This window comes from Kitasatospora sp. NPDC087271, from assembly GCF_044744605.1.
Lineage (GTDB): Bacteria > Actinomycetota > Actinomycetes > Streptomycetales > Streptomycetaceae > Kitasatospora.
Window position 1 is genome coordinate 68,642 of record NZ_JBIUYQ010000027.1, and the last position, 24,874, is coordinate 93,515.

The 24,874-nt window shown below is 73.5% G+C and carries 14 protein-coding genes; 3 read left to right on the forward strand and 11 right to left on the reverse strand.

The genetic code is table 11. From position 1 onward, the window contains the following. Positions 1–51: 51 nt before the first annotated feature. The gene (locus tag ACIO9K_RS32165) at positions 52–1,644 is read right to left on the reverse strand and encodes a S8 family serine peptidase (RefSeq protein WP_400335108.1); all 1,593 of its coding nucleotides are present in this window, start codon (positions 1,642–1,644) and stop codon (positions 52–54) included. Between the two features lie 172 nt (positions 1,645–1,816). On the opposite strand from ACIO9K_RS32165, the gene ACIO9K_RS32170 reads away from it, so the two are divergent. After that, positions 1,817–6,568: an ATP-dependent helicase gene (locus tag ACIO9K_RS32170; protein ID WP_400335110.1), complete on the forward strand. Its 4,752-nt coding sequence runs from the start codon at positions 1,817–1,819 to the stop codon at positions 6,566–6,568. A gap of 77 nt (positions 6,569–6,645) precedes the next feature. Here ACIO9K_RS32170 and ACIO9K_RS32175 read toward each other — a convergent pair whose 3' ends face one another. From ACIO9K_RS32175 to ACIO9K_RS32215, 9 genes are all read right to left on the reverse strand, one after another. Beyond that, a complete protein-coding gene (locus ACIO9K_RS32175) occupies positions 6,646–6,930 on the reverse strand; it encodes a hypothetical protein (RefSeq protein ID WP_400335112.1) in 285 nt (94 codons plus the stop codon). A gap of 55 nt (positions 6,931–6,985) precedes the next feature. Continuing rightward, the gene (locus tag ACIO9K_RS32180) at positions 6,986–7,354 is read right to left on the reverse strand and encodes a helix-turn-helix domain-containing protein (RefSeq protein ID WP_030290911.1); all 369 of its coding nucleotides are present in this window, start codon (positions 7,352–7,354) and stop codon (positions 6,986–6,988) included. Positions 7,355–7,735: 381 nt separating this feature from the next. After that, positions 7,736–8,212: a CinA family protein gene (locus tag ACIO9K_RS32185; RefSeq protein ID WP_400335126.1), complete on the reverse strand. Its 477-nt coding sequence runs from the start codon at positions 8,210–8,212 to the stop codon at positions 7,736–7,738. A gap of 32 nt (positions 8,213–8,244) precedes the next feature. Then, positions 8,245–8,883 carry a CDP-diacylglycerol--glycerol-3-phosphate 3-phosphatidyltransferase gene (gene pgsA / locus ACIO9K_RS32190; RefSeq protein ID WP_363623164.1) on the reverse strand — a complete coding sequence of 213 codons (639 nt, stop codon included), beginning with the start codon at positions 8,881–8,883 and terminating at the stop codon, positions 8,245–8,247. Continuing rightward, positions 8,880–10,373, reverse strand: a complete 1,494-nt coding sequence (gene rimO, locus ACIO9K_RS32195; protein WP_400335115.1) for a 30S ribosomal protein S12 methylthiotransferase RimO — start codon at positions 10,371–10,373, stop codon at positions 8,880–8,882. Before rimO ends, pgsA begins: the two co-directional genes overlap by 4 nt. A 117-nt stretch (positions 10,374–10,490) precedes the next feature. Next, positions 10,491–11,354, reverse strand: coding sequence for a helix-turn-helix domain-containing protein (locus tag ACIO9K_RS32200; RefSeq protein ID WP_363584611.1), 864 nt, complete (start codon positions 11,352–11,354; stop codon positions 10,491–10,493). Positions 11,355–11,617: 263 nt separating this feature from the next. Next, on the reverse strand, positions 11,618–14,305 hold the full coding sequence (locus ACIO9K_RS32205) for a DNA translocase FtsK (protein WP_350880211.1): 2,688 nt from the start codon (positions 14,303–14,305) through the stop codon (positions 11,618–11,620). 146 nt (positions 14,306–14,451) lie between these two features. Continuing rightward, on the reverse strand, positions 14,452–15,090 hold the full coding sequence (locus ACIO9K_RS32210; protein ID WP_063351395.1) for a response regulator: 639 nt from the start codon (positions 15,088–15,090) through the stop codon (positions 14,452–14,454). Between the two features lie 294 nt (positions 15,091–15,384). Beyond that, positions 15,385–19,893 (reverse strand): HAMP domain-containing protein, encoded by a 4,509-nt coding sequence (locus ACIO9K_RS32215; protein ID WP_400335128.1) that lies wholly within the window; start codon positions 19,891–19,893, stop codon positions 15,385–15,387. A gap of 570 nt (positions 19,894–20,463) precedes the next feature. Between ACIO9K_RS32215 and ACIO9K_RS32220 the strand changes: the two genes are divergently transcribed. Both ACIO9K_RS32220 and ACIO9K_RS32225 read left to right on the forward strand, forming a co-directional pair. Further along, entirely contained in the window at positions 20,464–23,025 is a 2,562-nt protein-coding gene (locus tag ACIO9K_RS32220; RefSeq protein WP_400335118.1) for a SpoIIE family protein phosphatase, read from the forward strand. Positions 23,026–23,329: 304 nt separating this feature from the next. Continuing rightward, entirely contained in the window at positions 23,330–23,893 is a 564-nt protein-coding gene (locus ACIO9K_RS32225; protein ID WP_400335120.1) for a GPR1/FUN34/YaaH family transporter, read from the forward strand. On the opposite strand, the gene ACIO9K_RS32230 is transcribed toward ACIO9K_RS32225, so the two are convergent. Next, positions 23,886–24,731, reverse strand: coding sequence for a phosphatase PAP2 family protein (locus ACIO9K_RS32230; RefSeq protein WP_400335122.1), 846 nt, complete (start codon positions 24,729–24,731; stop codon positions 23,886–23,888). The two genes, ACIO9K_RS32225 and ACIO9K_RS32230, sit on opposite strands and share 8 nt — an antisense overlap. Positions 24,732–24,874 lie beyond the last annotated feature (143 nt).

The window sequence follows — 24,874 nt, forward strand, 5'->3', positions numbered from 1 at the left end:
CCCGATCCTCACCCGCCGGCCCGGGCGGCGTCACCCGGTTTTCCGGCCGCCTCAGCGCGGCAGCGCGAGCAGCCCGGCACCGAAGTACTGCCGGGCCCCGCAGGCGTACGGCCCGGGCGGGCAGGCGGCCGCCGCGGTGCCGGCGAGCAGGGCGGCGAGCGGGGCGGAGCCGTAGTCCGGGTGCAGGGCGGCGGCCACCGCGACCACGCCGGTGACGTGCGCCGCCGCCATCGAGGTGCCGGCCAGTGCCGCGTACTGCCCGCCCGGCCAGTCGGAGACGACCGCGCCCTGCGGCCCGCTGTCCGGGTCGCCGCCGGGGGCGGCCAGCGAGACCCGGCCGCGGCCGTAGTTCGAGTAGCCGGACGGGCGGCCGTCCCGGTTGACGGCGGTGACGGTGACGACGCCGGGCAGTTCGCCGGGCAGCCGGATGCACTCGGTGCCCAGGTAGCGGGAGCGGGCCGGGCCGGAGACCCGGTCGTTGGGGCTGCGTTCGTCCGTCCGGGCGGCGCCGAGGTCCTGCCCGTCGTTGCCCGCCGAGGCGACCACGACGGCGCCCTTGCGCTGGGCGTAGGCGGAGGCCCGGCCGACGGCGGCGATCAGCGCGGCCTGGTCCTGGTCCTCCGGGCAGTTGTACTTCCACGGGTCGGCGAAGTAGCTGTTGTTGATCGCCTTGGCGCCGTGGTCGGCGGCCCAGAGCATGCCGCACACGATGTTCTCGGCGTAGTACTGGCCGAGCGGTCCGAGCAGCCGGACGGCGGCGATCCGCACGCCCGGCGCGACCCCGGTGACGCCGTGGCCGTCCCGGGTGGCGCCGACGATCCCGGCGACGTGGGTGCCGTGGCCGCTCTCGCTGACCCCGGGGTCGGGCCGCCAGGAGCCGGAGCGGGCGTCGGGCCGGCCGTCGGCGCAGGAGACGGAGGCCTTCGGGTCGACGGCGGCGCGCAGGTCCGGGTGGGTGTCGTCGACGCCGGAGTCGAGCACCGCGACGAGCACCTCGTGCAGCGCGTCGGCGGTCGGCGCGCCGGCGGGACCGCGGATCCCGGTGGAGGCGTCGCCGGCCCGGGCGCCGGCGCCGCCGAGCATGGCGAGGTTCCACGGGTCGCCCTCGCCCGGGTCGGGCACCGTGACGGTGCCGCCGTCCTGCCGGTCGGCGCTGTCGCGACGGGCCCTGTCGGTGCTGCTGCGACGGGCGTGATCGCTGTCGCGACGGGCCTGATCGGTGCTGCTGCGGCCGGCGCGGTCGGTACCGGCGGCGAAGTCCCCGGCGCCGTCCAGCAGGCGGGGCGGGGCGACCACCGGTTCGGTCCGGGTGGTGCCGACGGCCGCGATCCCGGGCCGGGCCCGCAGCGTGCCCGCGAAGCCGCCGGTGGCGTACGCCAGGACGGCCCCGATCTGCGGGTACTCCTGGACCACCTGCCCGCCCGCCGCCCGGCTCTCGGCCCCGGCCAGGGCGGCCCCGGCGGCGTCCTCCTGCGCGGCGAGCACCAGGTAGCTGAGGTAGGGCCGGCCGGATCCGGACACGTACGGGACGGCGCCGCCGACCACGAGTGCGGTGAGCAGCATCGCGAGCAGCGCCCGGGCGGGCCCGCGGACGCGGCGGCGGGCGGCACGGGCGGGACTGCCGGACGGGTTCACCTGCGCCATCGCACGGTCTCCGCTCGTCGGTCCGGTGGGTCGGGGGTGGGTCACTGGCCTGATTCATCACCATATGAGCGGATTTGCCTTTTTGCTCCTTTAACTACACCCGTGCTCACCACACCCGTGCGACCTCCGCTCCCCCACCCCGGTTGTCGGTGCCACCCGGCACCATGGGGGCATGGCGCCCCCGCACCCGACCCCGCCGAACGACGACCCCCTGGCCGGATTCGCCCCGACCACCCGGGCCTGGTTCACCGGCGCCTTCTCCGCCCCCACCACCGCCCAGGCCGAGGCCTGGCGCGCCATCCGGCAGGACACCGACGTCCTGGTGGTCGCCCCCACCGGCTCCGGCAAGACGCTCGCCGCCTTCCTCTCCGCCCTGGACCGGCTGAGCAACACCCCGCCCCCGGCGGACCCCAAGCGTCGCTGCCGGGTCCTGTACGTGTCGCCGCTCAAGGCCCTCGCGGTGGACGTCGAGCGCAACCTGCGCGCCCCGCTGACCGGCCTGCGCCAGGCCGCCGTCCGGCTCGGCCTGCCCGAGCCGGAGGTCCAGGTCGCCACCCGCTCCGGCGACACCCCCGCCGCCGACCGCCGCCGCTTCGCCACCCACCCGCCGGACATCCTGATCACCACCCCCGAGTCGCTGTTCCTGCTGCTCACCTCCGCCTCCCGGGAGGCGCTGCGCGGCGTCGACACGGTGATCCTCGACGAGGTGCACGCCGTCGCCGGCACCAAGCGCGGCGCCCACCTCGCGCTCAGCCTGGAGCGGCTGGACGAACTGCTGGAGCGCCCGGCCCGCCGGATCGGCCTGTCCGCGACCGTCCGCCCGGTCGAGGAGGTGGCCCGCTACCTCAGCCCGCAGCGCGGCGCCGTCGTCGTCCAGCCCGCCGCCGCCAAGGAGTTCGACCTGTCGGTGGTCGTCCCCGTCCCCGACCTGGACGACCTGCCCGCGGCCCCGGCCACCGGCGCCTCCTCCGACGCCGACCCGCAGCGGCAGGCGTCGATCTGGCCGCACGTCGAGGAGCGGATCGTCGACCTGGTCCAGGCGCACCGCTCGACCATCGTCTTCGCCAACTCCCGCCGCCTCGCCGAGCGCCTGTGCAACCGGCTGAACGAGATCGCCCTCGAACGGGCCACCGGTGAGCGGCTGCCCGAGGCGCACTCCCCCGCCCAGCTGATGGCCGAGTCCGGCGTCGCCAAGGGCGCCCCGCCGGTCATCGCGCGCGCCCACCACGGCTCGGTCTCCAAGGAGCAGCGGGCGCTGGTCGAGGAGGAGTTGAAGGCCGGCCGGCTGCCCGCCGTGGTCGCCACCTCCAGCCTGGAACTGGGCATCGACATGGGCGCCGTCGAACTGGTCGTCCAGGTCGAGTCCCCGCCCTCGGTCGCCTCCGGCCTGCAACGGGTCGGCCGGGCCGGCCACCAGGTCGGCGCCGTCTCCACCGGCGTCTTCTTCCCCAAGTACCGCGGGGACCTGGTGCAGTCCGCCGTGGTCACCGAGCGGATGCGGGCCGGCCGGATCGAAGCGCTGCGCGTCCCGCGCAACCCGCTGGACGTGCTCGCCCAGCAACTGGTCGCGATGACGGCGCTGGACGCCTGGCCGGTGGACGACCTGCTCACCGTGGTCCGCCGCGCCGCGCCCTTCGCCACCCTCCCGCAGTCCGCCTTCGAAGCCGTGCTCGACATGCTGGCCGGCCGCTACCCCTCGGACGCCTTCGCCGAGTTGCGCCCCCGGGTGGTCTGGGACCGGGTGGCCGGCACCGTGACCGGCCGGCCCGGCGCCCAGCGGCTCGCCGTCACCTCCGGCGGCACCATCCCCGACCGCGGCCTGTTCGGCGTCTTCATCGCCGGCGCCACCGGGTCCGATTCGAAGACGGGCAAGAAGGGCGGCGGCCGGGTCGGAGAGCTCGACGAGGAGATGGTCTACGAGTCCCGCGTCGGCGACGTGTTCACCCTCGGCACCACCTCCTGGCGGATCCAGGAGATCACCCACGACAAGGTGCTGGTCACCCCCGCCCCCGGCGTGCCCGGCCGGCTCCCGTTCTGGAAGGGCGACACCCTCGGCCGCCCACTCGAACTCGGCCGCGCCCTCGGCGCGTTCACCCGCGAGCTGGGCGCCCTGACGCCCGAGGCCGCCACCGCCCGGCTGCACCGGGCCGGCCTGGACGACTGGGCCGCCGCCAACCTGCTCGACTACCTCGCCCAGCAGCGCGCCGCCACCGGCCACCTCCCGGACGACCGCACCATCGTCGTCGAGCGCTTCCGGGACGAGCTCGGCGACTGGCGGATCGTCATCCACTCCCCCTTCGGCGCCCAGGTGCACGCCCCCTGGGCGCTCGCGCTCGGCGCCCGGCTGCGCGAGAAGCACGGCCTCGACCCCCAGGTCATGCACGCCGACGACGGCATCGTGCTGCGCCTGCCGGACGCCGACCTCCTCGCCACCGACTTCGACTTCAACAGCCCCTCGGAGCGGTCCGGTTCGGACGAGGCCCCGGTCGGCGCCGACGCCGCCCTGTTCGACGCCGCCGAGATCGAGCAGCTGGTCACCGACCAGGTCGGCGGCTCCGCCCTGTTCGCCTCCCGCTTCCGCGAGTGCGCCGGCCGTGCCCTGCTGCTCCCGCGCCGCAGCCCCGGCCGCCGCACCCCGCTCTGGCAGCAGCGCCAGCGCGCCGCCCAACTGCTCGAAGTCGCCTCCGAGTACGGCTCGTTCCCGATCGTCCTGGAGGCCGTCCGCGAGTGCCTCCAGGACGTCTTCGACGTGCCGGGCCTGGTCGAGCTGATGGGCGACCTCGAATCCCGCGCCGTCCGCCTGGTCGAGGTCACCACCCCCGAGCCCTCGCCCTTCGCCCGCTCCCTCCTGTTCGGCTACGTCGCCCAGTTCCTCTACGAGGGGGACTCCCCGCTCGCCGAGCGCCGCGCCGCCGCCCTCTCGCTCGACTCCCGGCTGCTGTCCGAACTCCTCGGCCAGGCCGAGCTGAGCGAACTGCTCGACCCGCAGGTCCTCGCCGAGTTGGAGGCCGAGCTCCAGCGCCTCACCCCCGAGCGCCGGATCAAGGACGCCGAGGGCGTCGCCGACGCGCTGCGTCTGCTCGGCCCGCTCACCGAGGCCGAACTGGCGGCCCGCGGCGCCGAGCCGCTCTGGGCACTGGAGTTGGAGGCCGCCCGCCGGGTGATCCAGGTCCGGATCGCCGGCGAGCGGCGCTGGTCCGCCGTCGAGGACGCCGGGCGGCTGCGCGACGCGCTCGGCACCCCGCTGCCGGTCGGCGTCCCCGAGGCCTTCACCGAGCCGGTCAAGGATCCGCTGGGCGACCTGCTCGCCCGCCACGCCCGCACCCACGGCCCGTTCGCCGCCGCCGAGGCGGCCGCCCGCTTCGGCCTCGGCACCGCCGTCGTCACCGGCACCCTGCACCGGCTCACCGCCGCCGGCCGACTGGTCCAGGGCCAGTTCCGCCCACCCGTCGCCCGCCAACACCCTTCGCCGGAGGCGCTCCACACCACCCCTCCCGACCACACCACCACCGAGTGGTGCGACGCCGAGGTCCTGCGCCGGCTGCGCCGCCGCTCGTTGGCCGCCCTGCGCCAGGAGGTCGAACCCGTCCCACCGCGCGCCCTGGCCGCGTTCCTCCCGCAGTGGCAGCACCTGGCCGGCCACCGACTGCGCGGCCCGGACGGCCTGCTCCGGGTGGTCGAACAGCTCCAGGGCACCGCCCTGCCCGCCTCCGCCCTGGAGAAGCTGATCCTCCCGGCCCGGCTCACCGACTACTCCCCCGGCCTGCTGGACGAGTTGACGGCGGCCGGCGAGATCGGCTGGTGCGGGGCCGGCGCACTGCCCGGCAAGGACGGCTGGCTCAGCCTGCACCTGGCCGAGCACGCCCACCTGCTGCGCCCCGAGCCCGTCCCGCCCGCGCTCACCCCCGTGCACAGCGCGCTGATGGCGGCACTGGCCGGCGGCTACGGCCTGTTCTTCCGCCAGCTGGTCCAGCAGTTGCCGCAGGAGACCCCGGAGCCGGAGGTCGTCGAGGCGCTCTGGGACCTCGTCTGGGCCGGGTACGTCACCAACGACACCCTCGCCCCACTGCGCGCCCTGCTCGGCTCCGGCCGGACGGCCGGTGCCACCGCCCACCGCGCGCCCCGGGCGACCCCGCGCGGCCGCTACGGCGGCGCCGGCCGCGCCTTCGGCCGGGTCGGCGGCGCGCTGCGCAGCGGCCCGCCGACGGTGGCCGGGCGTTGGTCACTGCTGCCCGCCTTCACCACCGACCCGACGGTCCGGGCCACCACCCAGGCGCAGAGCCTGCTGGACCGGCACGGCCTGGTCACCCGGGGCGCGGTGGCCGCCGAGCGGGTGCCGGGCGGCTTCGCCGGGGTGTACCGGGTGCTCGCCGCGATGGAGGAGCGCGGCCGGGCTCGCCGGGGCTACTTCGTCGAGGGGCTGGGCGGCGCCCAGTTCGCCATGGAGGGCGCGGCCGACCGGCTGCGCTCGGTCAACGGGCGGCTGGAGCGGGCCCGGGCCGCCGAGTGGCCGGCCGCCCCGGCCACCGAGCCGCCGCAGGTGCTGGTGCTGGCCGCCGCCGATCCGGCGAACGCCTACGGCTCCGCGCTGCCCTGGCCGGAGCCGCCGACGGCCCCCGGAGCCAAGGCGGCCCGGGCGCACCGCCCGGGCCGCAAGGCGGGCGCCCTGGTGGTACTGGTGGACGGCGAGTTGGCGCTGTACGTCGAGCGGGGCGGCAAGTCACTGCTGGCTTGGCCGGAGGACGGCGCCACCCGGGCGCTGGCGGTGGGCGCGCTGGCGGCCGCGGTCCGCGAGGGTGCACTCGGCAGCGTCACGGTCGAGCGGGCGAACGGCGAGCCTGCCCTCGGCTCGGCGCTGGGCGCCGCGCTGGAGGAGGCCGGTTTCCACGCCACCCCGCGCGGCCTGCGCCTGCGGTCCTCCTGAGGTCCGCCGACGCCGAAGGCCGCGGGGCATCCGGTGCCCCGCGGCCTTCGTTCGCTCGTATCACCCGTTCGAGTGGCTCAGCCGGCCGTCGGCGGTTGCGACTCCACCCGGGCCACGGCCACCGATGGGCGCCGCTCCGGCCCGGTGGCGTTCCGGTCGGCATGGACCGGGATCAGGCCGAGTCCCCAGCCGCCGGCCGCGAGCAGCCCCAGCACGGCGCCGTCGGCCAACTGTCCCCGGACCACCGGCAGCCACCAGACCAGCCCTGCCGTCAGGATCACCAGGACCCGGCGGGCCGGCCAGGGCATCAGTCGCCGCAGCCGTATTCGAGCCTCCGTGCACGCCGTCGCGGCTCTCCGCACGACCGCCCTCCTTCGCTCGCCCCGGGCACCAGGAGCCCGGGAGTCGAGGCCGGGTTCAGGCGGCGACCACGTCCATCGCGGCGGCCTTGGGCGACATGTTCGCCCGGTCGGCACCGGGGGCGGGCAGCGGAACCGGTTCGAGTACCGGCCTCAGCAGATCACCTTCGGAGAGGGTGGCCATCGCCGCAAGTTCGGCGAGCGACAGTTCGTCGCTGACCTCGCGCATGACCTCGGACATCCGGACGTCGAGCGCGTCGCAGATGGCGGAGAGCAGCTCCGAGGAGGCCTCCTTCTGTCCCCGCTCGACCTCGGAGAGGTAACCGAGCGAAACCCTGGCTGCCGCCGACACCTCGCGGAGTGTGCGGCCCTGGCGCTGGCGCTGCCGACGCAGTACATCGCCCAGTAGGCGACGAAGCAGGATCATCGGTGCCTCCCTCCTCGGACTGCGGATCGAGATGTCACGACCCCACCGTACCGCCTTGCCCGCATCGCGTGCGGGGACCCTGGTCGTGTTCACTCTGGGCTGCAAGGCTGTCCCCCTCCTCGTTCCGGTGTCGTTCCCGGGTCCGCGGGCCCCTCGTGGTACCCGCCGTGGGCCGCCCGGCCACCGTCACGCAACTCGTTCGCCACCTGGTTTCTGCCCAACCAGGCCGTTGGATGTAACACGATCCTCCAGCTGTGCCATGCCCGCGGACCGGATCGGCAGATCGCGGTTCGGTGGAGATCGCCGCGATCGGGGCTCCACCACGCCTCCGCGGCGCCTCCACACGGGCTGCGGGACGCCCGGGTGCGGGCCCCGCGGGGTTCAGGTCGTGGGCGTAGCGGCCCGGAGCCGCCCGACGAACAGCTCCAGAGCGGCGGTCACCGCCCCGTGACGGATTCTGGCACGCCCGCCCGACAGCCGGGGCGAACTGACCAGAGTTCCCTCCGGACCGGCGACCGCCAGGTGTACGGTGCCCACCGGCTGCCCGTCCTGCGGGTCCGGCCCGGCCACCCCGGTCGTCGCGATCCCGTACGTGGCCCCCAGCAGCCGGCGCACGCCCTCGGCCATCTGCCCCGCCACCACCGGGTGGACCGGCCCGTACACCGCCAGGAGCCCCTCGTCCACGCCGAGCACCGAGGCCTTCAGCTCGGTGGCGTACGCCGTGACCGAGCCCCGGAAGGTCGCGGACGCCCCGGGGACGTCGACCAGGGCGGCCGCGAGCAGCCCTCCGGTCAGCGACTCGGCGACGGCCAGCGTGCCGCCCCTGGCGCGCAGCGCCTCGTGCGCCCGTACCGCCAGCTCGTGGTCCGTCACCCGGTCTCCCCCGTCACTCACCGGCCCGCGCGCTCCGCGGCCAGTCCCTCTCGGCGCATGCGCAGCGCCTGTCCGACGTAGTCCAGCGCGGTGCCGACGGTCAGCAGTACCGCCAGGGCCATCAGCACGGCCCGGGCGGTGGCCAGCCAGCCGGTCAGCTCCAGCACGTACATGCCGACCGCGATGCCCTGGGTCAGCGTCTTGATCTTGCCGCCCCGGCTGGCCGGGATGACGCCGTAGCGGATCACCCAGAAACGCATCAGGGTGATGCCGAGTTCGCGGGCCAGGATCACCGCGGTGACCCACCAGGGCAGGTCGCCGAGCAGCGAGAGGCCGATCAGCGCCGAGCCCATGATCGCCTTGTCGGCGATCGGGTCGGCGATCTTCCCGAAGTCGGTGACCAGGCCCTTGCGCCGGGCCAGCTCGCCGTCGAACAGGTCGGTGATCATCGCGATGGCGAACGACGCCCAGGCGACCGAGCGCCACTTGGGGTCGTGCCCGCCGTCGGCGAACAGCAGCGACACGAAGACCGGCACCAGCAGCAGCCGGAGCATCGTGAGCATGTTGGCGATGTTCCAGACAGCCGGCGCCGGCGGCACCGCGGCCGGCGGTCTGCCCGGATGGGCCGCGGCCGGGGCGCCGGGCCCCTTGGTCATTCCCCGGCTCCTGGGGCCTGACGGACCCGGACCGGCTCCAGCGCCTCGGCGATCAGGTCGACGCCCTCGCTGGCGACCACCTTGGCCCGGTGGAACTGGCCGATCTGCGGGTCCTCGACGCCGGTGAGGGTGGTCAGGCCGTCGGTCTCGGGGGCCTGGTGGGCGGCCCGGCCCTCGACCACGCCGTCCTCGATGGACTCGATCAGGACCTCGACCTCGGTGCCGACGCGCTGCTCGGCCCGCTGGGCGGTCATCTCCTCGGCCAGCCGGCTGAGCCGGTTCAGCCGGTCGGCGATCACGTCCTCGGACAGCTTGCCGTCGTAGGTCGCGGCCTCGGTGCCGTCCTCGTCGGAGTAGCCGAAGACGCCGATCGCGTCCAGCCCGGCGTGCGTGACGAAGCGCTCCAGCTCGGCGAAGTCCGCCTCGGTCTCGCCGGGGAAGCCGACGATGAAGTTGGACCGGGCGCCGGCCTGCGGGGCCCGGTCGCGGATGGTCTTCAGCAGGTCCAGGAACTGGTCGGTGGAGCCGAAGCGGCGCATCCGGCGCAGCACGGCGGGCGCCGAGTGCTGGAAGGACAGGTCGAAGTAGGGCACCACGTCCGTGGTCCCGGTCATCGCGTCGATCAGCCCGGGGCGCATCTCGGCGGGCTGCAGGTAGGAGACCCGGACCCGCTCGACGCCCTCGATCGCGGAGATCTCGCCGAGCAGCGTCTCCAGCAGCCGGATGTCGCCGAGGTCCTTGCCGTACGAGGTGTTGTTCTCGCTCACCAGGACGACCTCGCGCACGCCCTGCTCGGCCAGCCACTGGGCCTCGTGCAGCACGTCGGAGGGGCGGCGGGAGATGAAGGAGCCGCGGAACGCCGGGATGGCGCAGAAGGAGCACCGCCGGTCGCAACCGGAGGCGAGCTTGACCGAGGCGACCGGGTTGTCGTCGAGCCGCTTGCGCAGGGTGCGCGGACCGGAGGCCGGGGCGAGGCCCTCAGGCAGGTCGGCGATCGGCTCTGCCGGGGTCTCGGCGGCGCCGTGGCCGGGCAGCGCGACGGCCTCGGCGGCGGACTGCCGCTCGGCCGGGCTGATCGGCAGCAGCTTGCGGCGGTCGCGCGGGAGGTGCGGGGCGTGGTGGCCGCCGGAGAGGATGGTCTGGAGGCGGTCGGAGATGTCGGAGTAGTCGTCGAAGCCGAGCACGCCGTCGGCCTCGGGCAGGGCGTCGGCGAGCTCCTTGCCGTACCGCTCGGCCATGCAGCCGACCGCGACGACGGCCTGGGTGCGGCCGTGCCCCTTGAGGTCGTTGGCCTCCAGCAGGGCGTCCACGGAGTCCTTCTTGGCGGCCTCGACGAAGCCGCAGGTGTTGACGACGGCGACGTCCGCATCGGCGGCGTCGTCGACGAGCAACCAGCCGTCGGCTTCCAGTCGCCCGGCGAGTTCCTCGGAGTCCACCTCGTTGCGGGCACATCCGAGCGTGACAAGGGCGACAGTACGGCGTTCAGGCATAGGGCCAAGATTAACGCGCGGCCTCCGGTGCCGTTCGCCCCGGAGGCCGCGCGCCTCGGATTACCAGATCTTCGCCAGGCCGCAGGGCCGCTCTCCAGGGCCTCCGCAGGCCTGTGGTCAGCCCGCCTGCGGATCGCCGGGGGTGTACGTGACGTGCACCACCTGGCCGTCCTTGCCGAGGAGGCCGAGGTCCTTGCCGTTGACGTACGCGTGCACGGCCCCGCCGTTTCCGAGCACCAGCTTGATCTGCTTGGCGTCGGTGAAGGTCTGGTCCTGGCCGTCGCTGATGTTGTTCTGGAACAGCGACTTCCCGCTGCCGTCCACCGCGGACACCCAGCTGGTGCTGCCCTCGGCGACCAGCTTCACGGTGACCTTGTCGGCCGGGACGGCGGCGATCGCGGCCGCACTCGGCACGGGCGCCGGCGGCTGCACGGTGGGCGAGGGCACGGAGGCGACCGAGCCGGTGCCGGAGCCGCTGGGCAGCGGCGCGCTGGCGGAGCCGGTGCCGGTGTGGCCGTCCTTGCCGCTGACCAGGTTGAAGCCGATCAGGACGACCACCACGACGATCGCGGCGACCATGGCCGCCGCCCAGTTCGGCCGGCCGCGGCCGGGCACCTTGATCGGGCCGCTGTCGATCAGCTGGGTCGGCCGCTTGGAGGCGGGCGAGCCGCCGTGCGCGGCGTCGTACCGGGCGATCAGGGCCTCGCCGTCGACGCCGACCTCGCGGGCGATCGCGCGGATGTGCCCGCGGGCGTAGAAGTCGCCGCCGCAGCGGCCGAAGTCGTCCTCCTCGATGGCGTGGACGATCGGCACCCGGACCCGGGTCGCCGTACTCACCTGGTCCACCGTGAGCCCGGCCTCGATCCGGGCGGTGGACAGCACCCGGCCGATGCTCGGGGCATCGGCCGCCTGCACCGCGTCGTCGGTCGACTCGACGGACGACGGGGCGTTCTCGCGGTCGGGGGACTTGCCGATGGTCACGGGGCACGCCTTTCGAGCGGATGGCCACCTGCTGGGGAACAGTCTAGGGGCGCGGGCGGATCGTTTCTCAAGCGGAACAGGCCCGAATGCGCGCGCCCGCCCCGACGGGGGCCCGGCACCCCGCTGAACGGCCGTCAGCGGGCCCGCACGGGGAACCCGGGGGGTTCGCTTTCCGGCCTGTGACGCGGCGTACGGACGTTCGGTTCCCCTGCACGCGCCTACCCTCCTCCGAACGAGTGAACACTCGCCGCGGGCCCTGGTCGTCAACCGCGCAGGCCGACCAGCACCCCGTCCAGCTCGTCCGGCTTCACCAGGACGTCGCGGGCCTTGGAACCCTCGCTCGGCCCGACGATCCCGCGCGACTCCATCAGGTCCATCAGCCGCCCCGCCTTGGCGAAGCCGACCCGGAGCTTGCGCTGGAGCATCGAGGTCGAGCCGAACTGGGTGGAGACCACCAGCTCGGCCGCCTGGATCAGCAGGTCCAGGTCGTCGCCGATCTCCTCGTCGATCTCCTTCTTGGCCCCGCCGCCGACCGTCACGTCGTCCCGGTAGACGGCGGTCAGCTGGTCCTTGCAGTGCTGCACCACCGCGGCGATCTCCGCCTCGGTGACGAACGCGCCCTGGAGGCGGATCGGCTTGCCGGCGCCCATCGGCAGGAACAGCGCGTCGCCCTTGCCGATCAGCTTCTCCGCGCCGGGCTGGTCCAGGATGACCCGGGAGTCGGCCATCGCGGAGGTCGCGAAGGCCAGCCGGGACGGCACGTTGGCCTTGATCAGACCGGTGACCACGTCCACCGAGGGCCGCTGGGTGGCCAGCACCAGGTGGATGCCGGCCGCGCGGGCCAGCTGGGTGATCCGGACCACCGAGTCCTCGACGTCGCGCGGCGCCACCATCATCAGGTCGGCCAGCTCGTCGACGATCACCAGCAGGTACGGGTACGGAGTCAGCTCGCGCTCGCTGCCCGGCGGCGGGGTGACCGTGCCGGCCTTCACCGCCGCGTTGAAGTCGTCCACGTGCCGGAAGCCGAACGCCGCGAGGTCGTCGTAGCGCAGGTCCATCTCGCGGACCACCCACTGGAGGGCCTCGGCGGCCTTCTTCGGGTTGGTGATGATCGGCGTGATCAGGTGCGGGATGCCCTCGTACGCGGTCAGTTCGACCCGCTTGGGGTCGACCAGCACCATCCGCACCTCGTCCGGGGTGGCCCGGGCCAGGATCGAGGTGATCAGGCAGTTGATGCAGGACGACTTGCCCGCGCCGGTCGCGCCGGCCACCAGGATGTGCGGCATCTTGGCGAGGTTGGCCATCACGGTCTGGCCCTCGACGTCCTTGCCCATGCCGACGACCATCGGGTGGGTGTCCTCGGCGGCCGTGCGCGAGCGCAGCAGGTCGCCGAGGTTGACCATCTCGCGGTCCCGGTTGGGGATCTCGATGCCGACCGCGGACTTGCCCGGGATCGGGCTGATGATCCGCACGTCGGCGCTGGCCACCGCGTACGCGATGTTCTTGGCGAGCGCGGTGATCCGCTCCACCTTGACGGCCGGGCCGAGCTCGACCTCGTAGCGGGTCACCGTCGGGCCCCGGGTGAAACCGGTGACCCTGGCGTCCACCTTGAACTCGGTGAAGGTGCTGCTGAGCTGGGCCACCACCTCGTCGTTGAGGGCGCTGCGGGCCTTGGCCGGGCCGCCGCGCTCCAGCAGGTCGAGCGGGGGCAGCGCGTAGGTGACGTCGCCGGCCAGCTGGAGCTGCTCCATCCGCACCGGCGCCGGGCCGTGCTCCTCGGGCGCGCCCGGGCCCGCGCTGCGGGCGGCCGGGACGGCGGCCTCCTCCGGCGGGGCGGTGCGGTCCTGCACCTGGTGCATCATGTTCGCCACCGCCGAGGAGGCGGGCACGCCGTAGACGAGTGCCCCGTCCAGGTCGGCGGCGGCGCCGGCGGCGAGGTCGCGGGTGGCGTACGGGTCCAGCGGCTCCTTGTCCAGGGACACCCGGACGGCATCGGGCTGGTCCTCGTCGTCCGCCGGCTTGCGGCGGCGGCGCCGCCTGCGGGCGGCCACCTCGTCGCCCGGGTCCTCGCTGCCCACGGTGAACGGCAGCGCGGAGGGGTCCGCGTCCTCGGGCGGCTCGGTGGACAGGTCGCGCTCCGGCGTACGCCCCTCGCGCAGCTCGTCCTCCGGCCCGGGCTCCACCACGCCGAGCCGCACGCCGGCCGACCGCAGCCGCTCGGGGATGCGGTTGACCGGGGTGGCGGTGACCACCAGCAGGCCGAAGAAGGACAGCAGCAGGAGCAGCGGCACGGCCAGCGCCGGCCCGGCGGCGGCCATCATCGGGGTGGACACGGCCCAGCCGATGATCCCGCCGGCCGCCCGTATCCGCGAGGCGCCGCTGCCCATCATGGGCGCGCCGCAGCCGATGTGCACCAGGCCGAGGACGCCGACCAGCAGCGCGCTCAGGCCGATCATGATCCGGCCGTTGGCCTCCGGCAGCTCCGGGTGGCGCCAGAGCCTGACCGCGATCCCGGCCAGCAGGAACGGCACCAGCACGTCGAGCCGCCCGAACAGTCCGGACACCACGGCGGTGGCCGCCTCGCCCAGCCAGCCCTGCGGGCTGAACCAGGTGCCGGCGGCGGTCACCAGCGCGAGTGCGAACAGCAGCAGGCCCAGCCCGTCCTTGCGGTGGGCGGGGTGGAGGTTCTTGGCCCCGTCGCCGAAGCCCCGGAAGATCGCGGCGATGCTGTTCGCCACGCCGAGCCAGACGGCCCGGACGGCCCGGAAGAGTATCGGCTTAGGCGGCGGCGGGGACGGCGGGGCCGGTTTGGCCGCCGCCTTCTTCGCCGGGGCCGCCTTCTTGGCCGCCGCCTTCTTCGCGGGCGGCTTGCCCGGGGCCTTCGCCGCGGCCTTCTTGGACGGTCCCGGACTCGGGTTGCGTGCCGCGCTTCCGGGCGTACGAGTGGCCATGGGTCAGCAGCCTACCGGGGTGGGCCACCAGTGCACATGTGCCCGAGCCGGGGCTCGGGGACGTGTCGCAGACACACCGTCACGCTGACCCGGTTTCACCCGTCCGCGTCGGAAATTCACCCGCAGGAGTGAACCCCGGCGATCGGTTACGCGGTTCCCGGCCGGAGCGCGTCCAGGGCCCGGCGCAGCCCCGCCAGCTTGCGCTCCAGGTGCGCCGCGGTCGCCGCCACCCCGGCGTCCTCGACGCCGTCCAGCTGCTTGCCCAGCGCCTCCGCCTGCTCCTCGACCGCCGCCAGCCGCGCGGACAGCTCGCCCAGCAGCGCCCCGCCGAGGGGCGGCTCGCCGCCGCCCGCCTCCAGTTGCAGCCGCAGCAGCGCGGCCTGCTCCTTCAGCTGGCAGTTCTTCACGTACAGGTCGACGAAGACCGAGACCTTGGCGCGCAGCACCCACGGGTCGAACGGCTTGGAGATGTAGTCCACGGCGCCGGCCGCGTAGCCGCGGAAGGTGTGGTGCGGGCCGTGGTTGATCGCGGTCAGGAAGATGATCGGGATGTCCCGGGTGCGCTCGCGGCGCTTGATGTGGGCGGCCGTCTCGAAGCCGTCCATCCCGGGCATCTGGACGTCCAGCAGGATCACCGCGAAGTCGTCGGTGAGCAGCGCCTTGAGCGCCTCCTCGCCGGAGACGGCGCGCACCAGCGTCTGGTCCAGCGCGGAGAGGATCGCCTCCAGCGCCAGCAGGTTCTCCGGTCGGTCGTCGACCAGGAGGATCTTCGCCTTCTGCATCAGGGCTCGCCCTCCTGTCGCCTGCCTGCCGCCCGGTGATGGCACTCGCGTACTGCCCACCGCTACCCCGGTCATGCTAGCCGCACCCCCTCGCCCGGCACATCGCTCCGTCGTGACCCGATCCGGAGCGGCGCGCGCCCAGTGCTCCGGCGCACGCTCAGCAGTGTGTCGCCGTCCGGTCACTGTTCGCAACGATCGGTGACCCTACCCGGTTCCCGGGCCCGACCGCCAGCAAACCGGCCCACCGGACGGCGCGAACTCCGGAGCCCGCCCCGGAGTTCGCGCCCTCCCCTGGCGCTACGCGCGGTCCGCCCGCAGCCACTCGCGCATCACCGCCAGCAGGTGGTCGGTCTCCACCGGCTTGGTGATGTGGTCGGTGGCGCCCGCCTCCAGCGACTTCTCGCGGTCGCCCTTCATCGCCTTGGCGGTCAGCGCGATGATCGGCAGGCCGGCGAACTGGGGCATCCGGCGGATCGCCTCGGTGGTCGCGTAGCCGTCCATCTCCGGCATCATGATGTCCATCAGGACCAGCGCCACGTTCTCGTGCTGCTCCAGCATCTCGATGCCCTCGCGCCCGTTCTCGGCGTACAGGACGGTCAGGCCGTGCTGTTCCAGCACGCTGGTGAGGGCGAACACGTTGCGGACGTCGTCGTCCACGATCAGCACCTGCTGGCCGTCGAAGCGCACGTCGCTGCGGCTGGGGCGGGGCGGCGCGGGCTCCACCGGGCGGGCCCCGGCGGCGGCTTCCAGGGAGGCGCTGCGCCGGCGCTCCACCGCGCCGCGGCGGCGCTCCTCGGCCAGCTCGCGGACCTCCTGGGCCCAGTGGTCGGCCGGGTTCTCGCCGACCGGCACGGGCACCCCGATCGGGGTCACGCCGACGGAGGCGCGCAGCGCCGGGACGCTCGACACGACCGGGCGCTCGACCTGGGTCGGGTCCGGGGCCTCGGTGCGCAGCGGCAGGTAGAGCGTGAACGTGGAGCCCTTGCCCAGCTCGCTCTCGGCGTGGATCTCGCCGCCCAGCAGCCGCGCGATCTCGCGGCTGATCGACAGGCCGAGCCCGGTGCCGCCGTACTTGCGGCTGGTGGTGCCGTCGGCCTGCTTGAACGCCTCGAAGATCTCCCGCAGCTTGTTGCCGGGGATGCCGATGCCGGTGTCGGAGACCGCGAAGGCGATCAGCTCGTCATCCGGGTCCTTGATCGAGCCGGACTCCAGCAGCCGCTCGCGCACGTGCTGCGGGACCTCCGCACCTGCCGGGGAGATCGAGAAGTCGACCGCGCCGGCGTCGGTGAACTTGACGGCGTTGGAGATCAGGTTGCGCAGCACCTGCTGGAGCCGCTGCTCGTCGGTGTGCAGGGTGACCGGCAGGGCGGGCGAGACCCGGACGGCGAAGTCCAGGTTCTTGTCCAGCGCGACCGGCTGGAAGGTGGCCTCGACGTAGTCGACCAGCTGGACCAGGGCGATCCGGGCCGGGCGGACGTCCATCTTGCCGGCCTCGACCTTGGAGAGGTCGAGGATGTCGTTGATCAGCTGGAGCAGGTCGGATCCGGCGCCGTGGATGGTGTCGGCGAACTCGACCTGCTTGGGCGAGAGGTTGCCCTCGTTGTTGTCGGAGAGCAGCTTGGCCAGGATCAGCAGCGAGTTGAGCGGGGTGCGCAGCTCGTGCGACATGTTGGCGAGGAACTCGCTCTTGTACCGGGAGGCCAGGGCGAGCTGCTCGGCGCGCTCCTCCAGGACCTGCCGGGCCTCCTCGATCTCGCTGTTCTTGATCTCGATGTCGCGGTTCTGCTGGGCGAGTTGCTCGGCCTTCTCCTGCAACTCCTCGTTGGTGCGCTCCAGTTCCTCCTGGCGCGCCTCCAACTCGGCGGATCGCATGGAGAGTTCGGCGGTGAGCCGCTGGGACTCCAGCAGCAGGCCCTCGGTCTTGGTGTTGACGCTGATGGTGTTGACGGTGACGCCGATCAGGTCGGCGATCTGGTTGAGGAAGTCCAGCGCGACGGTGGTGAAGGAGCTGAAGGTGGCCAGCTCGATCACGCCCAGCAGCCGGCCCTCGAACAGCACCGGCAGCACCACGATGTGGGCCGGCGAGGCCTCGCCGAGGCCGGAGGCGATCTTGAGGTATCCGGGCGGCGCCTCCTTGAGGATGATCGCCCGCTTCTCCACCGCGGCCTGCCCGATCAGCGACTCGCCGGGCCGGAACGTGGTCGGCATCGCGCGCCGCTGGTAGCCGTAACTGCCGATCAGCCGCAGGACGGTGTCGTTCTCGTCGTCGTCCTCGGTGATCAGCTCGGCGGTGCGGCCGGCCGGCTGGGCGAGGAAGAAGGCGCCGTGCTGGGCGGAGACCACCGGGGTCAGCTCGGTCATGATCAGCGAGGCGACGGCCTCCAGGTCCCGGCGGCCCTGGAGCAGGCCGGAGATCCGCGCCAGGTTGGTCTTGAGCCAGTCCTGCTCCTGGTTGGTGCGGGTGGTCTCGCGCAGGTTGGCGATCATCTGGTTGATGTTGTCCTTGAGCTCGTCGAGCTCCCCCGCGGCGTCCACGTCGATCCGCAGGCTCAGGTCGCCCCTGGTCACGGCGGTGGCGACCTGGGCGATCGCGCGCACCTGCCGGGTCAGGTTGTTGGCCAGTTCGTTCACCGATTCGGTGAGGTCCTGCCAGGTGCCGTCCACGCCGGGTACCCGGGCCTGACCGCCGAGCCGCCCGTCGGTGCCCACCTCGCGGGCGACCCGGGTGACCTCGTCGGCGAACGCCGACAGCTGGTCGACCATGGTGTTGATGCTGGTCTTGAGCTGGAGGATCTCGCCGCGCGCGTCGACGTCGATCTTCTGCGAGAGGTCGCCGCGGGCCACCGCCGTGATCACCAGCGCGATGTTGCGGACCTGGCCGGTGAGGTTGTTGGCCATCAGGTTGACGTTGTCGGTCAGGTCCTTCCAGATGCCGGCCACGCCCGGCACGCTCGCCTGACCGCCCAGGGTGCCGTCGGTGCCGACCTCGCGGGCCACCCTGGTCACCTCCACCGCGAAGGAGGAGAGCTGGTCGACCATGGTGTTCAAGGTCCCGGCGAGGGCGGCGACCTCGCCCTGCGCCTCGATGGTGATCTTCTTGGACAGGTCGCCGCGGGCCACCGCGGTGGCGACCTCGGCGATGTTGCGGACCTGCCCGGTCAGGTTGGAGGCCATGAAGTTGACGTTGTCGGTCAGGTCCTTCCAGATCCCCGACACCCCGCGCACCCGCGCCTGGCCGCCCAGGATCCCCTCGGTGCCCACCTCGCGGGCGACCCGGGTCACCTCGTCGGCGAACGCCGACAGCTGGTCGACCATGGTGTTGACGGTCGTCACCAGCTCCAGGATCTCGCCCCGGGCGTCGACGGTGATCTTCTTCGACACGTCGCCGCGCGCCACCGCCGTGGTCACCTCGGCGATGTTGCGGACCTGGCTGGTCAGGTTGTTGGCCATCAGGTTGACGCTGTTGGTCAGGTCCTTCCACGTCCCGGACACCCCGGGCACGCTCGCCTGACCGCCGAGGATGCCCTCGGTGCCGACGTCCCGGGCCACCCTGGTGACCTCGTCGGCGAAGGCGCCCAACTGGTCCACCATCGTGTTGATGGTGTTCTTCAGCTCCAGGATCTCCCCGCGCGCGTCCACCTGGATCTTCTGCGACAGGTCGCCCTTGGCGACCGCGGTCGTCACCTGCGCGATGTTGCGCACCTGATCGGTGAGGTTGTTCGCCATGAAGTTGACGTTGTCGGTCAGGTCGCGCCACACCCCGGCCGCCCCGGGCACCTGCGCCTGGCCACCGAGCCGCCCCTCGGTGCCCACCTGGCGGGCCACCCTGGTCACCTGTTCGGCGAAGCCGGAGAGCTGGTCGACCATCGTGTTGATGGTGTTCTTCAGCTCCAGCATCTCGCCGCGCGCGTCCACCTCGATCTTCTGCGAGAGGTCCCCGCGCGCCACCGCCGTGGTCACCTGGGCGATGTTGCGCACCTGGCCGGTCAGGTTGTCGGCCATGAAGTTCACCGAGTCGGTCAGGTCCCGCCAGACCCCGGCCACGCCCGGCACCTGCGCCTGGCCGCCGAGCCGGCCCTCGGTGCCCACGTCCCTGGCCACCCCGGTGACCTGGGCGGCGAACCCGTTCAGCTGGTCCACCATCGTGTTGACGGTGTTCTTCAGCTCCAGCATCTCGCCGGCCACCTCGACGGTGACCTTGCGGGACAGGTCGCCCTTGGCCACCGCGGTGGTCACCTGGGCGATGTTGCGCACCTGCGCGGTCAGCCGGCCGGCCATGGTGTTGACCGAATCCGCCAGGTCCTTCCAACTGCCGGACACACTGCGGACCTTGGCCTGGCCGCCCAGCTTGCCCTCGGTGCCCACCTCGCGGGCCACCCGGGTCACCTCGTCGGTGAACTCCGAGAGCTGGTCCACCAGCCCGTTGACGGTCCGGCCGATCTTGAGGTACTCGCCGCGCAGCGGGTGGCTCACCCCGTTGCTGTGCAGCGAGCGCAGCTCCATCTTCTGGTCCAGGTCGCCCTCGGCGATCGAGGAGAGCACCCGGCCCACCTCGGCCATCGGACGGGCCAGATCGTCGATCAGCGCGTTGCAGTTGTCGACGGCCGCCATCCAGGCGCCCTCGCCCGCGCCGGTCTCCAGCCGCTCGTTCAGCCGGCCCTCGCGGCCCACCGCCCGCCGCACCCGGGCCAGTTCTCCGGTCAGGTGCTGATTGCGCTCGGCGACCTCGTTGAACACCGCGGCGATCTCCGCCAGCGGCCCGTCCCCCGGAACCGTCAGCCGGCGGCGGAAGTTGCCGTCCCGCATCGCGGTCAGCGCGGCCAACAGCTTCCGCAGTTCGGCCGGCTCCGCCCCCCGGTTGTGGCTCACTCGCCGGCCGGCCGCGTTCCGCGGCGCGGTCCCGGACCGCCCACCGCGCGGAACGGGCGGCGTCGTACCGGTTGCGTCCTTGGTGGCCGAACTCAACGGGCCCCTCCCACATCGTGAACTTTCCGGTGACCGTCCGTGCCGGTACGGCACGCACCGGGGCACCGGCCCGGTCGGGCTGCGCACCGGCGCCCCACGCGGCACACCGGCACCCGCATCGACCGTACTGCTCCGACCGGCCGTCGCGGACCCCCCAGTCTGGCAGCACCGGCGCCGGGTATACGGCCGGTTGCGCCCGGTTGGTAGCCGACCGTCCGAAACAGGTGGGCAGAATCACTCTCAGGTGCCTGTTTCAACGCCCCGCCCCCACGGGGAACCAAGCGGAAAGTAGGGTGGAGCGCTGCACCGGGCCATGACCCGACCCAGCGCCGCCACCCCGGCGGCACGCACCGGGAGTCGGCGCCACGCCCCGGACAGTCAAGGCCAGAGCAGCAGAGGAGAAGTGGCAACGTGGTCACCGCGCGCGCAGCCGCCACCTTCGACCCCGACGGCCGGTCCGCAGCCGCCGCCCGGGGCTTCGTACGGGACGCGCTGCTCGGCTGGGGTCTGCCCGAGGTCGTCGACGACGCCGTCGTCCTGGTCAGCGAACTGGTCACCAACGCCGTCGTCCACGCCGGCACCGCCGCCGAGGTGTGCTGCCTGCGCGAGGAGGGCACCGTCCGGATCGAAGTCACCGACCACCACCCCGAACGCGGCCTGCCCTCCCTCGGCGACGGCCCCGTCACCTCCTCCGACCGCTACGCCGACCCCGACGGCGAGGGCGGCCGCGGCCTGCTGATGTGCTCCGCCCTCGCCGAGCGCTGGGGCGTCGAGTACGCGGCCGGGCGCAAGACCGTCTGGTTCCGGCTCGCCCTGCCCGCCCCCGTGGCCGGCACCCGCTACGCCGTCCCCGCGACCCCCGGCAGCGACCTGCCCAGCGGCCCCGGCCCGGTGCACGTCGCCGTCGTCCAGCTCGACGAGGACGGCCGCGTCCTCGCCTGGAACCCGGACGCCGAGGCGCTCTTCCAGTACCCCGCCGCCACCGTCCTCGGCCGCCCCTGGGCCGACCTCGCCGTCTGGCCGCAGTCCGCCGGCCGCGGCCTCGGCCTCGCCGACACCCTGCGGCTGGCCCGCTGGGAGGGCGGCTACGGCGTCCGCCGCGCGGACGGCCACGAGGTCGAGGTGTACGGCGTCCAGGTCCGCGTGCGCGACACCGAGGGCGTCCCCTCCACCCTCTGCCTGCTCGTCCTCGAACCCGACCGCGCGGTGCTCCGCTCCCCCGCCCGCGCCCTGCCCGGCGAGCGCTCCGACCCGACCGGCCCCCGGCTCGACCTGCTGGCCGGCCCGGTCGCCACCGACGACCTCGACACCCTGCTCCAGCGCACCGTCGAACGCGCCCGCGACCTGCTCGACGCCGACGCCGCGTACCTGCTGCTGACCACCGACGACGAGACCGAGTTCGAGGTCCGCGCCGCCACCGGCTTCACCTCCGGACACCGCCGGCACACCCGCTTCCCGGTCGACACCGGCAGTCGCTACGACTCCGCCCGGCTGCCCTCCGTCCACGAGGACCTCACCGCCCGCCCGACCGGCCTGCCCCTGCTCACCGGCAGCGGCATGCGGTCCCTGGTCACCGTCCCGCTCAAGGTCGAGGGCCGGCTCATCGGCTCGCTCGGCATCGCCACCGCCGCACCCGGCCGCTACGACAACGAGGACGCCCTGCGGCTGCAGTTCGCCGCCGACCGGGTCGCCCTCGCCGTCGAGAGCACCCGGCTGACCGAGCTCGAACGACTCCGCCGGGGCTCGCTGTCCTTCCTCGTCGAGGCCTCCGACCTGCTCGCCGGCACCCTCGAACACGAGCAGACCCTCGCCCTGATGGCCCAGATGGCCGTTCCCACCCTCGCCTCCTGGTGCGCCGTCTACACCAAGGGCGACCACGGCGCCACGGCCGGCCTCGCCTTCGTCCTGCACGAGGACGAGGACCGGATCGACCCGCTGCGCGACCTGCTCGACAAGACCCCGGCCCCCGACGCCGGCCCGACCCACGGCGTCCGCTTCTGGTCGGCGCCCGCCGAGGCCGCCGCCGCCGGCGGCCTCACCGACAGCCCCGAACTCGCCGGACTGCTCGGCGAGACCGTCGTCCTGCCGCTGACCGCCCGCAACCGGGTCATCGGCCTGCTCGCGCTCGGCGTCCCGGCCGGCGTCCGGTTCCGCCAGGAGATCCTCGAACTCGCCGAGGACCTCTCCCGCCGGGCCGCCCTCGCACTCGACAACTCCCGCCTCTACTCCGAGCGCACCGCCACCAGCCAGGCCCTGCAACGCAGCCTGCTCCCGCCGGACCTGCCCGAGATCCCGGGCGTCGAGGTCGACGTCTACTACCAGGCCGCCGGCGAGGGCAACGAGGTCGGCGGCGACTTCTACGACCTGTTCACCATCCGCGAGGGCACCTACGGCTTCGCGATCGGCGACGTCTGCGGCACCGGCCCCGAGGCCGCCTCGGTCACCGGCCTCGCCCGGCACTCGCTGCGCCTGCTCGCCCGCGAGGGCCTGGACGCACCGCAGGTACTCCGCCGCCTCAACGCGGCCATCCTGGACGAGGGTTCGCGCAGCCGCTTCCTCACCCTGCTCTACGGCGAGCTGACGCCCCGCCCGGACGGCAGCACCGAGCTGTCCCTGGTCTGCGCCGGCCACCCGCTGCCGCTCCGGCTGCGCACCGACGGCCAGGTCGACCGGGCCGCCACCCCGCAGCCGCTGCTCGGCGTCATGGAGGACCTCGACCTCACCGCCGAGCGCCTGGTGCTCTCCCCCGGCGAGGTCCTGCTGTGCGTCACCGACGGCGTCACCGAACGCCGCGAGGGCAGCCGGATGCTGGGCGACGACGGCCTCGCCGAGGTGCTCACGGGCTGTACCGGCCTGACCGCCGGGGCGGTCGCGATGCGGGTGCAGCGCGCCGTCGAGCGCTTCGCCCCGGAACCGCCGTCCGACGACATGGCCATCCTGACCCTGCGGGTGCCGACCCAGCGCACCTCGTGAGCCGACGCCGTCTCCCGGTCAGCCCCCGGCGTCCCGGTCGGCCCTGAGCGTTCCACAACTGACATCGTCACAAATTGTTATATTCACAAGGGTACAAGCGAGTACGGCCGGGTACACCGACCTCACCGGGGAATCCCCCGGCGGGGACACGACCGGCGGCTCTTCCGCCGGCCCATCACTTCTGACCGCAGCCCGCGCACGCTCCAGCCGTGCGCCCTCGGCGCGGTCGCGCGCATCCACCTCATCGGACCACACCACTGCGTTGACTGCGCCCTGCGCGCGCCCAAAGTGAAAGGAGCCTCCGGTGAGCAACGAAGCTACCGGGGCAACGAACGCCCGCTCCACCGGAGCCGACGCGGGTAACCTCGGCTACCTCGCACTCGGCCTCACACTGCTCGCCTACGGCCTGCTCTCCACCGGCGTCCTGAGCGGCACCGGGGTCGGGGACGCGGCACACCTCGCCCACCTGGTCGGCGGAGTCACCCTCTTCATCGCGGGCCTGTGGCAGCTCCGCGGCGGCGAGGGCTTCACCGGAACGGCCTTCACCAGCCTCGGCTCCTTCTGGGCGACCTGGTCGGCGGCCGGCGGGGCGGGCAAGAACGCCGCCGGCCTGTTCCTCCTGCTCTGGGCCCTGCTCGCCCTCACCCTGACCGCCGCCAGCTGGGGCGCGGGCCTGTTCAGCCGCGCCGTCTACGGCCTGCTGACGCTGTCCCTGCTGCTGAACGCCATCGCCGCCTTCGGCGGCTACAGCGGCCTCGCCAAGTTCGCCGGCTGGATCGCGGCCGTCTCCGGGCTCACCGCCTGGTACTGGGCCACCTCCGCGCTCAGCAACGGCTCCTGGGGCAGGATCGCCCTGCCCGTCAAGTGACCCGCTGCGGCTGATCCGCCGGGGCGCGCCGGGGTCGGACCTCCGTGTCGACGGAGGCCCGACCCCGGCGACGTGCCACCAGGGCCTGGGCGGCGTACGCGAACAGCAGGATCACGAGGGCGACGATGCCGTCCGCCCAGAAGTGGTTCGCGGTCACCACGACCACCGCGACGGTCAGCACCGGGTGCAGCACCATCGCCCACCGCAGCGGGCTCCGCGAGACCCGCACCACCGCGACCGCCGCCAGCACGCACCACGCGACGTGCACCGAGGGCATCGCCGACAGCTGGTCGGCCACCACCACACCGCCCACCGCGCCCCCGTACACCGACTGCCCGTACTCGGCGGCCACGTCGACGAACCCGTGCTGCGGCAGCATCCGGGGCGGTGCCACCGGGATGAACTGCACCAGCAGACACACCGCCGTGGTGATCACCACCGTGTTCCGCACCCACGCGTACCGCTCCCGGTGCCGCACGAACACCCAGAGCAGCACCGCCAGCATCACCGCGAAGTGCATCGCCGCGTAGTAGTAGTTCGCGAGCCTCACCAGCACCGGGTACGGCGTGACGGCCGCCTGCCAGGACGCCTCGTCCGGTAGACCGATCGCCGACTCGGTGCGGTGGATCCAATCCGCCCGGTCCAGCGCGTGGTCCCCGCTCATCACCGAGAGGTGACCCACCAGCTGCCAGAGCGCGAACAGTGCCAGCAGCGTGCCGGCCTCCCGCAACAGCGCCGACAAGGACGGCTTCCGGACCCTGGCGGCGGCGTACGCCCCGCCGTAGAGAGCGACCGCGGCGCCCCCGGCGGACTGCCAGGTAAGGGTCAGGTTCTGCAACGGATCGCGCCTCTCCGACAAACTCTGGTTCGTGTGTTGGCAGAGGTTAACGCAAAAAGACCCCCTCCCGGACGGGAGGGGGTCTTTTCGGAATAATTGTTCGGCGGCGTCCTACTCTCCCACAGGGTCCCCCCTGCAGTACC

Excerpts from the sequence above, each read along its gene's own strand:
- ACIO9K_RS32165 (WP_400335108.1), bottom strand. The coding sequence starts at position 1,644 with ATGGCGCAGGTGAACCCGTCCGGCAGTCCCGCCCGTGCCGCCCGCCGC.
- ACIO9K_RS32170 (WP_400335110.1), top strand. The coding sequence starts at position 1,817 with ATGGCGCCCCCGCACCCGACCCCGCCGAACGACGACCCCCTGGCCGGA.
- ACIO9K_RS32180 (WP_030290911.1), bottom strand. The coding sequence starts at position 7,354 with ATGATCCTGCTTCGTCGCCTACTGGGCGATGTACTGCGTCGGCAGCGC.
- pgsA (WP_363623164.1), bottom strand. The coding sequence starts at position 8,883 with ATGACCAAGGGGCCCGGCGCCCCGGCCGCGGCCCATCCGGGCAGACCG.
- rimO (WP_400335115.1), bottom strand. The coding sequence starts at position 10,373 with ATGCCTGAACGCCGTACTGTCGCCCTTGTCACGCTCGGATGTGCCCGC.
- ACIO9K_RS32205 (WP_350880211.1), bottom strand. The coding sequence starts at position 14,305 with ATGGCCACTCGTACGCCCGGAAGCGCGGCACGCAACCCGAGTCCGGGA.
- ACIO9K_RS32215 (WP_400335128.1), bottom strand. The coding sequence starts at position 19,893 with ATGCGGGACGGCAACTTCCGCCGCCGGCTGACGGTTCCGGGGGACGGG.